At 65.6% G+C, this 11563-nt stretch carries 13 protein-coding genes; 5 read left to right on the forward strand and 8 right to left on the reverse strand.

What is annotated here, in order from left to right:
• Positions 1–61 precede the first annotated feature (61 nt).
• The gene (locus AWC12_RS31145; RefSeq protein ID WP_165762832.1) at positions 62–1240 is read right to left on the reverse strand and encodes a hypothetical protein; all 1179 of its coding nucleotides are present in this window, start codon (positions 1238–1240) and stop codon (positions 62–64) included.
• A 111-nt stretch (positions 1241–1351) separates the two neighbouring features.
• Complete coding sequence (locus AWC12_RS19685) at positions 1352–2437, reverse strand: zinc-dependent dehydrogenase (RefSeq protein WP_024447270.1); 1086 nt, start codon at positions 2435–2437, stop codon at positions 1352–1354.
• Positions 2438–2632: 195 nt separating this feature from the next.
• Here AWC12_RS19685 and AWC12_RS19690 point away from each other — a divergent pair, with 195 nt between their 5' ends.
• Together AWC12_RS19690 and AWC12_RS19695 are read left to right on the forward strand one after the other, a co-directional pair.
• Positions 2633–4621 carry a PTS mannitol transporter subunit IICBA gene (locus AWC12_RS19690; protein WP_024447269.1) on the forward strand — a complete coding sequence of 663 codons (1989 nt, stop codon included), beginning with the start codon at positions 2633–2635 and terminating at the stop codon, positions 4619–4621.
• 9 nt (positions 4622–4630) lie between these two features.
• Positions 4631–5389, forward strand: a complete 759-nt coding sequence (locus AWC12_RS19695; RefSeq protein WP_024447268.1) for a DeoR/GlpR family DNA-binding transcription regulator — start codon at positions 4631–4633, stop codon at positions 5387–5389.
• A 5-nt stretch (positions 5390–5394) separates the two neighbouring features.
• Here the strand turns inward: AWC12_RS19695 and AWC12_RS19700 are convergent, their stop codons facing one another.
• Genes AWC12_RS19700 through AWC12_RS19710 form a run of 3 tightly spaced genes read right to left on the reverse strand, consistent with a single transcriptional unit; the run spans position 5395 to position 7368 of the window.
• On the reverse strand, positions 5395–6057 hold the full coding sequence (locus AWC12_RS19700) for an SGNH/GDSL hydrolase family protein (protein WP_024447267.1): 663 nt from the start codon (positions 6055–6057) through the stop codon (positions 5395–5397).
• A gap of 9 nt (positions 6058–6066) precedes the next feature.
• Complete coding sequence (locus tag AWC12_RS19705; protein WP_024447266.1) at positions 6067–6420, reverse strand: hypothetical protein; 354 nt, start codon at positions 6418–6420, stop codon at positions 6067–6069.
• Positions 6421–6450: 30 nt separating this feature from the next.
• A complete protein-coding gene (locus tag AWC12_RS19710; RefSeq protein WP_085176539.1) occupies positions 6451–7368 on the reverse strand; it encodes an NAD(P)H-dependent flavin oxidoreductase in 918 nt (305 codons plus the stop codon).
• A gap of 76 nt (positions 7369–7444) precedes the next feature.
• On the opposite strand from AWC12_RS19710, the gene AWC12_RS19715 reads away from it, so the two are divergent.
• Positions 7445–8464 carry an NAD(P)H-dependent amine dehydrogenase family protein gene (locus AWC12_RS19715; protein ID WP_085176541.1) on the forward strand — a complete coding sequence of 340 codons (1020 nt, stop codon included), beginning with the start codon at positions 7445–7447 and terminating at the stop codon, positions 8462–8464.
• Between the two features lie 2 nt (positions 8465–8466).
• Here AWC12_RS19715 and AWC12_RS19720 read toward each other — a convergent pair whose 3' ends face one another.
• Positions 8467–8835 (reverse strand): hypothetical protein, encoded by a 369-nt coding sequence (locus tag AWC12_RS19720; protein WP_024447264.1) that lies wholly within the window; start codon positions 8833–8835, stop codon positions 8467–8469.
• 91 nt (positions 8836–8926) lie between these two features.
• Here AWC12_RS19720 and AWC12_RS19725 point away from each other — a divergent pair, with 91 nt between their 5' ends.
• Positions 8927–9271, forward strand: coding sequence for a DUF732 domain-containing protein (locus AWC12_RS19725; RefSeq protein WP_085176459.1), 345 nt, complete (start codon positions 8927–8929; stop codon positions 9269–9271).
• Between the two features lie 12 nt (positions 9272–9283).
• Here the strand turns inward: AWC12_RS19725 and AWC12_RS19730 are convergent, their stop codons facing one another.
• Entirely contained in the window at positions 9284–9742 is a 459-nt protein-coding gene (locus AWC12_RS19730; RefSeq protein ID WP_024447262.1) for a lipoprotein LpqH, read from the reverse strand.
• Between the two features lie 74 nt (positions 9743–9816).
• Positions 9817–10239, reverse strand: coding sequence for a lipoprotein LpqH (locus AWC12_RS19735; RefSeq protein ID WP_110808694.1), 423 nt, complete (start codon positions 10237–10239; stop codon positions 9817–9819).
• 50 nt (positions 10240–10289) lie between these two features.
• Between AWC12_RS19735 and tgt the strand changes: the two genes are divergently transcribed.
• Complete coding sequence (gene tgt, locus AWC12_RS19740) at positions 10290–11519, forward strand: tRNA guanosine(34) transglycosylase Tgt (protein ID WP_085176463.1); 1230 nt, start codon at positions 10290–10292, stop codon at positions 11517–11519.
• The last annotated feature ends 44 nt before the right edge of the window (positions 11520–11563 follow it).

The raw sequence follows: 11563 nt of genomic DNA on the forward strand, positions 1-11563 counted from the left end.
CAGGCCGCTGGCCTCACGATCGTGAGGCAACTCGGCGCGAATTGCTCGCGGGCTCAGATGCCTACCGGGACGCGACGGCGCACGACAGCGAGGTGGCCGAAACGTCAGCCTTCACGCATGTGCGTGAAGTACCGGCTTCGCGTGCGGCGAGCGTCGCGGCGTCCATCGCGGCAGTGGCAGCGCGCAATCCGTTCAGTGTCACCACCACGGCGAAGCCGTCGTGGTCACCTGTCGTCGTGGTGTCGGTGTTGTACGCGTTGTCGAGCGAGACCATGCCGCCTGAGGTCGCGCGCCCGCTGGCGACCAGCTGAGCGGCAAGAGCGTCACGGGCTTCGTTCGACGACACGTAGCCATGCCGGGGAAGGCCCTGATAGAAGACGAACTCCTCGGTGCTGAAGGAGCCGCTCCACACGTATCCACTCGCAGTCTCGACGGGGTCGGGCCCGAAGATCCGGCCGTGATTGTTGGGCAGCAGGAAGAAGTCGTCCGAGTAACCCACCAGAAGTCCCCGCGGCTGTTGGCGATAGCGCTCGCCGTCGATGAGCCCGCGGAAACCGGTGCTGTGTATGAGACGGGGCGGGAATCCGGCACGGCGCATGGCGGCGTTGAGTCGCCAGGTGGCCTCCAGTGAGGACCGCGATGTCGGATCGACGATGACGACGTTGATCGCTTCCAGCACAGTCTTGCCCTCATACGGCAAACCGCCGTAGTCGGCGATGTCGCCGCTCGCGTCGAGCATCCACTTGCCGATGTCGCCGTACGCCGTGGGGGTTTCGTCATCGGCCGCCGGCGCCTCGGGTGCATCCTCTTCCGCGGCTTCTTCTACCGCCTCTTCGGCGGCCTCGACCTCGACCTCGACCTCGGCGTCGGCGGCGTCGCGATCGCCGCCCCGTCGGACGCCGTCGAGCGAAGACGACGGGGTCGAGCCGGGATCGTCGTCCGCCCGGGGGCTGGAGTCGGTCTTGGCTTCGGACTTGTCGTCCGCCGTGGCGTGTGACGCACGCGTGGACGAACTCTTGGTGGTGCGGGAGTGGTCCGTCGACTGCGCGGAACGTGTGTCGGTGCTCGCGGAGGGTTCTGCGCTGGCAATCGCAGTGCCGCCTGCCACGGCCGCCCCGATGCCCAGGGCGACGGCCAACAGTCCGACCCGGCCCACATATCCCGCCGAGGATCCGCCATTTGACGCGGTCGTCGAATCACCTTGCTGCGACGCAATGTACGACAGGCTGTGTCGACCCATGCAGATGCCCCCATCCCCCGAAGCCGGGTACGCGAACGTAGTGCCCGCTGTCTCCGGCGAGGGGGAGCCTATCCCGAGGCGTGCAAATTCGGCAAACGTTTACCCGAGACGTCAGACCCCTGCGGGGACGTCGGCCGGCGCCGGCTCCACGGTCACCTTGATCGCCTCGCCCTTCTTGACGATCTGGAACGCGTCGAGCACGTCGTCGAGCGGAATGTGGCGGGTGATGAGATCTTTCACCGGCACCTGGCCGGTCGAGATGTATTCCAGGGCGCGCTTGTTGTGTTCGGGCGCAGAGCCGTTGGCGCCGTGGATGTGCAGCTGGCGGTAGTGCACGACGTTCGAATCGCAGGTGATCGTCGGGTCGTTCTTGGGCAAACCGCCGAAGAAGGAGATGCGACCGTTGCGTGCGGCCATCGAGATCGCTTGCTCCTGGGCAACGTTGGCGGCCGTGGCGGTGATGACGACGTCGGCACCGCGCCCGCCCGTCAGCTCCATGACCTTCTCGACCACGTCCACTTCGGCGGCGTTGATGACGCCGTCGGGGTTGACGGCATCGGCCGACATCTTCAATCGTGCATCGTTGACGTCGACGAGGTAGATGGGTCCGCACTTGTGTACGCCACGCGCGATGCGGATGTGCATGCAGCCGATCGGGCCTGCCCCGAACACCACCACGGTGTCGCCCTCTTCGATTCCGAGCAGTTCCTGTGCGTTGATGGCGCACGCGAACGGCTCCGCGGCGGACGCCTCGTCGAAGCCGACATTGTCCGGAATGCGGTTCAGCCCATCGACTTTGAGCACCTGTCGGGGCACGATCATGAACTCGGCGAAGCCGCCGTCGTACTGGTAGCCCATCGAGGTCTGGTTCTGGCACACCGCCATCCAGCCTTTGCGGCACTCGTGGCATTCACCGCACGGCACCGCGGCGATCACCTGCACGCGATCGCCGACCTGCCAGTTGCTGCCGTAGGTCACGTTGACGTCGCTCCCTACCTCGACGATCTCGCCGGCGATCTCGTGGCCGATGGTGCGCGGTGGGGTCAGGTTCTGGTGACCGTTGTAGAAGATCTTGACGTCGGTGCCGCAGGTCGAACAGTTGCGCACCCGCAACTTCACCTCGTCGGGCGCGCAGGCCGGCTCTGGGATGTCTTCGAGCCGGACGTCTTCGGGGGCGTAGAAGCGCAAGGCCTTCATGGTGGGTGGTCCTCTCGACGGCGCCATCGGTGTGCTTTCAACCACTCTATCTGCCAATCGGGCACAAAACCACTCTAAATTCTGACCGATTTTGACCGAATGCTTGCATTCATGCCCATTTGTGGGGTGTACTGGGCTTTACAGAGGGATGTGACCGTTATCACCCGCCGCTGAGATGAGCAATCGGAGGACCTGATGTCGCAAGCAACGATCGAAGACGCGCCACCGCGGACAGGGGTGCGGGTGCGCGTGCAAAAGCTGGGCACCGCACTGTCCAACATGGTCATGCCCAACATCGGCGCATTCATCGCCTGGGGCCTGATCACCGCGCTGTTCATCGAACAGGGTTGGTTGCAGGGCATCTTCGCGAGCCTGAAGAACCCCGACGGCTGGGTCGCCCAGATCGGTGGCTGGGGCTCCTACGACGGTGCCGGAATCGTCGGCCCGATGATCACCTACCTGCTGCCGATCCTCATCGGTTACACCGGCGGACGGATGGTGCACGGTAATCGCGGCGCGGTGGTCGGCGCGATCGCCACCATCGGCGTGGTGACGGGTGCCGACGTCCCGATGTTCATGGGCGCCATGATCATGGGACCGCTCGGCGGGTGGTGCATGAAGAAACTCGACGCGCTGTGGGAAGGCAAGATCCGTCCCGGCTTCGAGATGCTCATCGACAACTTCTCCGCGGGCATCCTGGGCATGATCCTGGCGGTCTTCGGCTTCTTCGCCATCGGCCCGATCGTCTCGGCGTTCACCCGCGGCGCGGGCAACGCCGTCGACTTCCTCGTCGACAACGATCTGCTGCCGCTCACCTCGATCCTGATCGAGCCCGCCAAGGTGCTGTTCCTCAACAACGCCATCAACCACGGCGTGCTGACCCCGCTGGGCACCACGCAGGCACTCGAGACCGGCAAGTCGATCCTCTTCCTGCTGGAGACCAACCCGGGCCCGGGCCTCGGAATCCTGTTGGCGTTCATGTTCTTCGGCAAGGGTGCCGCGCGTGCGTCAGCTCCCGGCGCGGCGATCATCCAGTTCTTCGGCGGCATCCACGAGATCTACTTCCCCTATGTGCTGATGAAGCCGAAACTCATCATCGCCACCATCCTGGGCGGCATGACGGGCGTCTTCATCAACGTCTTGTTCGGTTCGGGTCTTCGCGCGCCCGCGGCCCCCGGGTCGATCATCGCCATCTACGCCCAGACCGCCAGTGGCAGCTTCCTCGGCGTGACGTTGTCGGTGCTCGGTGCGACCACGGTGTCCTTCCTCGTGGCTGCGTTCCTGCTCAAGACGGACAAGGCCACCGACGAACCGGATCTCGCCGCCGCGACCGCGTCCATGGAGTCGATGAAGGGCAAGAAGTCGAGCGTCGCGTCGGCGCTCGTCGGTGTAGGAGACGGCTCAACTGGACCCATCAAGTCGATCGTGTTCGCCTGCGACGCGGGCATGGGCTCGTCGGCGATGGGAGCTTCGGTGCTACGCAGGAAGATTCAGCAGGCCGGCTTCGGGGACGTCAAGGTCACCAACTCGGCGATCTCCAACCTCACCGACACCTACGACCTGGTGGTTTCCCACCGGGATCTGACGGCGCGAGCGAGCCAGAAGACGGGGTCGGCGATCCACGTGTCCGTCGACGACTTCATGAGCAGCCCGCGATACGACGAGATCGTCGAGCAGCTCAAGGCGTCCAACGGCGGCGGGGTCGCGACAGCGGTGATCGAGGAAGACGCGGAAACTCCGAGCGACACCGACGCCGACGTCCTGCCGTTGTCGTCAATCGTCATGAACGGTTCGGCGACGTCGACGGCCGACGCGATCAACGAAGCAGGTCAGCTGCTGGTCGTCGCCGGCGCCGTCGAGCCCGCCTATGTGGACGCGATGCACGAACGCGAGAGCTCGATCTCCACCTATATGGGCAACGGTCTGGCCATTCCGCACGGCACGAACGAAGCCAAAGACGCCATCCGGCGTACCGGTCTGTCGTTCGTCCGCTACGCCGAGCCGGTCGACTGGAACGGCAAGCCGGCAGAGTTCGTCGTCGGCATCGCGGGTGCGGGTAAGGACCACATGGCGCTGTTGACCAAGATCGCGCAGGTCTTCCTCAAGGCCGACGAGGTCACCCGCCTGCGAGAGGCCACGACGGCAGAAGAGGTCAGGTCGATCTTGATGGGTACTCAAAAGTAGCCTGTTCCGGTGGATTCCGAGAGCCGTCAGAACCGGATCGTCGAATTCGCCCGCACCCGCGGGCGCGTCGACGTCGCCTCGCTCGCGACGGAACTGAATGTCGCGAGCGAGACGATCCGGCGAGACCTCAAGGTGCTGGCCGGCCGCCGCCTACTCAAGCGGGTGCACGGGGGCGCGGTGCCAATGGAGACCGCGGCCTTCGAATCGGGGGTCGAGTACCGAAGCCAGGTGGACCTGGCGCAGAAGCACCGGATCGCGGGCGCGGCGGCCCAGCTGCTGCACGGTGCCGAAACCGTCTATCTGGACGAAGGATTCACGCCGCGGCTGATCGCCGAGCGCCTCGCCGAAGAGGAGCTCACGGTGGTGACATCGTCGCTGCTGGCAGCGGAGGCGCTGGCGCACAGCCGCACCGTGACGGTGCTCCTTCTCGGTGGACGGATGAGGGGCCGCACGTTGGCGACGGTGGATCACTGGGCGGTGGACATGCTTGCGAGCCTGGTGATCGATGTGGCTTACCTCGGCACGAACGGGATCTCGCTGGAGCACGGCTTGACGACACCCGACCCTGCTGTCGCCGCGGTGAAGAGCACGGCGGTCGCGGTGGCGCGCAGGCCCATTCTCGTTGCCGCCCACTCCAAATTCGGCGAAAGCAGCTTCTGCCGCTTCGCCAAGGTGTCCGACTTCGAATCGATCGTCACGGGTTCGGAACTGAACCCCAACGACGCGCGGCGCTATGAGGCCTTGGGCCCCGTCGTCATCCGTGCGTAGCTGCCCTAGCTCTCCCCGAGTATTCGCGTCACCTCTTCGGCGAGTGCCTGCCCCAAAGTGGCGTTGGCCTGCGCGGTGAGATGGAGCCCGTCCACCCCATCGGTCGAGATCACCGAACCTGCATCGAAGAACGGCACTTTCACGAACGACGCCATCGCCGCGTACACCTCGGCGAGTCGCGCGCTCTTCTCCTGACTGCCTTCGAAAATCAACTGGAACCACGGGTGTGGCATCGGGACCAGGGGCGGCGGCGCGACCACCAGCACGCGCGGCGCCGGATAGGCGGTGCCCACCCCTCCGGCACTCGTGAGCACCTGGGTCACCAGGACCGACATACCGATGGCGATATCAAGAGGCGTGCGCCCGAAGTACGCCTTGGTGTCGTTGGTGCCGAGCATCAGGATCACCAGGTCCAACGGTAGATGGCTGGCCAAACTCGCAGGCAAATACTTCGACCCGTTCAGACGGGGGTCGGCGGGGTCGTCGATGTTGGTGGTGCGCGCCGACAGGCCCTCCTCCAGCACCAGATAGTCAGAGCCCAGCTTGTCGGCGAGGGCTCCCGGCCAACGGTCCTGACGCGGATAGCGCTCGGTGGGCATGCCGTCGGCGACGGGAACCCAACCCCATGTCAGCGAATCACCAAAGCACAGAATCCGTTTCGCGGCCATACGGCCACGCTAGTCCTCGATGATGGTGTCCGCCTCGTCATCGCCGGGGACACGCTGCCGTTCGTCGTCGTCGACCACCGTGAAGAAGGACTCGCCGTCCTCGGGGGTGCCGTCGACCTGCCCGAGATTGCGGCGCGTCGGTCGGTCGTCCAGCGGCTCTGCATCGGGCGTGATGTCGGGGACCTCCGCCGCGAGTTGCTCGTCGAGGGTCTGGTGCTCCTCGGCCTCGATCCACCGATCGGGCGGGTCGACGACGATGTCGCCGTCGTCGTTGCGGACCTCGTCGGAGTCGAGCGATTCTGTCGGGCCCAGGGTGTCGTCGGGTCCGCCATCGCCGTAGTCGCCGTCGTAATCACCGTCCATGCCCACGAGTGTGCCCGATTGGTGGACCGATCAACCGAGCCGTGTTCGCGCCTCGTCCAGCACCGCCTGGATGTCGCCCCACGTTCGACGCACGATCTCGGCCGCGGGCTGCAGGTCGGTGATCCGGGACGACACCTGGCCGGTGTTGGCGACGCTGGCATCGAGATCGCCCTCGAAGTACAGGTCGGTGATGCGTCCCAGCAGTTGTGCGGACGGGTCGTGTTCGCCGATGCGGGCGGCCAGGCCCGTGCGCAGCACCCGCATCGTCGGGTTGCCCGGTACGTCGAGCAGTAGCGTGCCCGCATCGTCGGCAGCAACGATCGCGTTCTTGAAGTTCGCGTGCACCGCGGCCTCCACGCTGGCGAGCATGCGTGTACCCATCTGCAACCCCTCGGCACCCAGGATCACCGCCGCCGCGGCGGAGCGGGCGTCGCACATGCCGCCCGCGCAGATGAGCGGCAGGTCCACATGGTCGGCGACCAGCGGAAGCAGCACCATCGTCGACGCACCGAGTGCGGACTTGAAGCCGCCGCCCTCCACACCCTCGACCACCAGCGCGTCGACACCCGCGTCGGCCGCCTTGAGGGCACCTTTCAGTGACCCGACCACGTGCACGACCGTCATGCCGGCGTCGTGCAACCGCGACGTGAACAGCGCGGGGTCGCCGGCGGAGATGAAGACGTGCCGTACCCCGGCCGAAGCCAGGACATCGACGATCGACGGATCCCGCTTCCAGCCCTGGATCATCAGGTTCGCAGCGACGGGACGGTCGGTGAGTTCGCGCACCCGCAGCAGGTCCGCCCGGCCCTCGGGGGTCAACGTCTCGAGCATCCCGAGTCCGCCGCCCTCGGACACCGCCGCGGCCAGTTCCGCACGCGCGATGTAGGTCATCGGGGCCTGTACGACCGGGAATTCGACGCCGAGCAGTTCTTGGATGCGATTGGTCACGGCCGTGACCATATGCTGCTACCGTCCGCCTGTGTATCGGGTGATTCAGTGGGGCACAGGGGCTGTCGGATCGGAAATGATGACGGCCATTCTCGATCGCCGGCACGACCTCGAGTTGGTCGGAGCCAGGGTGTACTCCGACGACAAGCACGGCGCCGACATCGGGGTGATCCTGGGTCGCGAACCAACCGGTGTCACCGCCACCACCGACGTCGACGAGATCCTCGCGATGGACGCCGATTGCGTGCTCTACACCCCGCGCACCGCTGCCATCGACGACGTGTGCGCCATATTGGCCAGCGGCAAGAACGTCGCCACCACGGCTTTCATGTTCCACCCCCGCCGGATGGCAGCCGCCGACCGCGACAGGGTGCTCGCCGCCTGTGAGCAGGGCGCTACCTCCGTGCACGGAAGCGGTCTGAATCCCGGCAATCTGTCGGGTGTGCTGCCGCTGGCTCTTTCGGGCATGAGCCGCACCATCGAGAAGATCACCCTGCAGGAGCGTGCCGACTGGTCGGTATACGAGAGCACCGGGATCACCTTCGACAACATGGCTTTCGGCGAGCCGGTGGAGTCGATCAGCCCGACCGCCACCGAGTTCCTGGCTTTCAACAGCTCGATTTTCTCCGAGCAGGTCTGGTTCATCGGTGACACTTTGAACGCCGATCTCGACGAGGTGACCGCGACCGTCGAAGCCGTTGCCGCACAGCAGGACCACCAGATCTTCGACCACATGCTGAGGGCCGGGACGACGGCAGGGCAGCGCTGGAACTGGACAGGCCTGCGCAACGGGAAACCTCTCGTGGAGATCGAGACGTTGTGGACGGTCGGCAATGAATACCCGAGCCACTGGCCCAAGCCGCGACACGGGTGGACGTTGACCATTGAAGGTGACCCGACAATGCAGACGCACTTCTTCTCACTGGCGAGCCTACGCCGAGAGGCCAGTATGGAAGAGCATGTGCGGTCGGCCAACGTGGCGACGGCGATGCAGGTACTCAACGCCGTTCCTGCGGTGTGCGAGGCGCCACCGGGATTCGCGACGACGGCGACGCTGCCGCTCATCTACAGCGGCAGCGGCTTTCGTCGGGGATAGCGTCAGCCGTAGAACATCGTCCAGTAGTCGGCCGACCATGCTCCGCCGTCGCACTTGAGCGGAACTCCGTCGGGGCTCTGCGCGACACCGGTGGAATCGCAGGGTGAGCGCAACGTACGAACACCCACCAGCGGGGGTGACGAGATCCAGGTGCTCTTCGAGTTGCAGGCCAGAGTGTTGCCGGACGCGTCGAAACCGTAGTTGTAGCGCGTGTTCTGGGTGCAGTGCTCGCCGAGCTGCGCCTCGGTGTTGACGTACGGCACGCACCCCGCCCCGTCGCAGACACCCGGAAGCGCCGAAGCGCTGCCGGCACCGATGAGCGGAATTGCGAACAGGCCACCGGCGATCGCCGTCACTGCCACCAGCTTCATGGGCTACACCCTAAATCGCCCGACGGTGGCCGCGGGCGGGCTTTGCCCGCATTGCCACCTCATGACGCCGCAGGGCGTAGGCTCATCACCCATGAAGCCGCTGGTGGGGGTGCTGTCGGTCGGGCTGCTGTCATCGGCCGCCCTGGTCTCGGCGCCGGCATCGAACGCCGACGTCGTCGCCTATCTGGTCAACGTGCATGTCCGTCCGGGCTACAACTTCCCGAATGCCGATGCCGCGATCTCGTACGGGAACTCGATCTGCGCGCGCGTCGCGTCGAAGATGAGCTACGCCGATCTGGTGAACCAGGTGAAAGCCGACTTCCGAACCACCGACTACTACCAGGCGGGATACCTGATCAATCAGGCCGTGAACGAACTCTGTCCCCCGCAGATCTGGCAGCTGCGGCAGTCGGCCGCCGGCTATACACCCTTCTGAGCGGTTGTCCTGTTAGGGGCAGGTCACTTCGATTTCGAACGGCTTGTTGACCGGCTGCATCGGGTTGGCCATGTCGACGCCCGTCGCGGTGCCCGAGATCTTGTAGGTCTTGTCGTCCTTCTCGACCTTGGCTTCGCCTTGTCCTGAGCCGCTGGCGTAGCCGAGCGTGACGCCGTTGACATTGCCGAGGCCCACCGAGACGACGCTGGGCGAATCGCCCGTGGTGACGACTGCACCGACGCCGGTCGACGCATCGCCGATTGCGATGTTGGTGTTGCCGCCCATGTCAGAGCAGACGACGGTGCCCGTGACCTCCTGGTCGGTACCGTCGATGGTGACGGTGCTCTTCCCCTCGGCGGCTGCCGCCTGGGAGGTCTCCCCGGACGTCTCCGACTTATCTGAGCCGCAGCCCGACAGGCCTGCGATGATCATCGCTGCGCCACCCACTGCGACGAGGATGTTGCGGTTCATCGAGGTTCTCCTTTGTGTCGTGTGATTCGCCGAGACCGCGAATCATCACGAGAAGTATGAACACAGAAATGCGTTCAGCAGGCGATCTTGATCTGAAAGTTGCCTGTTGTTCGAAAGCTCGGGTTGTCCGTGTCGAAACCGTCGGCGGTCCCCTGGATGTCGTAGGTGCGCCCGGTCATCGTCACCGTCGCTTCGCCGCCGAGCCCGTCGTTGTAGCTGCCGGTGAAGCCGCCGAGGTCGAGAATGCCGACCTCGCGCACGACGAGCTCGTCCTGGCTTTCGATCAAGGCCGAGACGCCCGGCGACTCAGGGTTGCCCGGGTCGCCGGTCTTCATCATCATCAGCGTTCCCGCCGGGTCGCATTGCACCGAATTGGTGGTGCCCACATCGGCGCCGTTCACGGTGATCTGCGCGGTGCCCGCGATAAGGGTGCCGGGCTGCGGGGTGTACTCGGGTGGCTGCGAGGAGCACCCGCCCAGGGCCAGCGCGGCCGCCATGACCGAAGCGGCCGGAATCCAAGGTGTGCGCACAGTGCAGAATCTACGACGTGACCGGCCCGTTTTTTACTGTTGACGCGTATTTGCCAGGACGGCTCGGCCGCACAGGAACGATTCGAACGCCGCACGGCGACATCCAGACTCCCGCCTTCATCGCGGTGGGCACCCAGGCCACCGTCAAGGCCGTCCTGCCCGAGACCATGAAACAGGTTGGTGCCCAAGCAGTTCTGGCCAACGCCTACCACCTGTATCTGCAGCCGGGCCCCGATATCGTCGACGAGGCGGGAGGTCTCGGCGCGTTCATGAACTGGCCGGGCCCGACCTTTACCGACAGCGGCGGGTTCCAGGTGATGTCACTGGGCGTCGGGTTCAAGAAGGTGCTCGCGATGGACACCGAACGGGTCCAGGCCGACGACATCATCGCCGAGGGTAAGGAGCGGCTCGCCCACGTCGACGACGACGGGGTGACGTTCCGGTCCCATCTGGACGGGTCGACGCATCGGTTCACGCCGGAGGTGTCGATCGGCATCCAGCATCAGCTGGGCGCCGACATCATCTTCGCGTTCGACGAACTGACCACGCTCGTCAACACCCGCGCCTACCAGAAGAGTTCGGTGCAGCGCACCCACGAGTGGGCGGTGCGGTGCCTGGCCGAGCATCGCAGGCTTTCGGAGGTCCGGTCACACAAGCCGCCGCAGGCGCTGTTCGGGGTGGTGCAGGGCGCCCAGTACGAGGACCTGCGCCGGCAGGCCACCCGGGGGTTGCTCGGGATCGTCGACGAGGACGGGAGGGGGTTCGACGGGTACGGCATCGGCGGCGCGTTGGAGAAGCAGAATCTCGCGACCATCGTCAGCTGGGTGACCAGTGAACTCCCCGCCGACAAGCCGCGCCATCTGCTGGGGATCAGCGAGCCCGACGATCTGTTTGCCGCTGTCGAAGCGGGCGCCGACACGTTCGACTGCGTGTCGCCGTCGCGGGTCGCACGCAACGCGGCGGTGTATTCGGTGCACGGCCGCTACAACATCACCGGGTCGCGGTATCGCCGCGATTTCACGCCGATCGACGCGGAATGCGACTGCTACACGTGCGCCAACTACACGCGGGCCTACCTCCATCACCTGTTCAAGGCCAAAGAGCTGCTGGCCGCGACGCTGTGCACGATCCACAACGAGCGGTTCGTCATCCGCTTGCTCGACGACATCCGGGCCGCGATCCCGGCCGGCCGTTTCGACGAGCTGCGCGAGCACGTGCTGGGGCGCTATTACGCCGCCAAGACCTGACCGCGCATGGCGGCGACCGTGGGCCTCATGCACGCGAATGGGCC

This window comes from Mycolicibacterium iranicum, from assembly GCF_002101705.1.
Classification (GTDB): domain Bacteria; phylum Actinomycetota; class Actinomycetes; order Mycobacteriales; family Mycobacteriaceae; genus Mycobacterium; species Mycobacterium iranicum.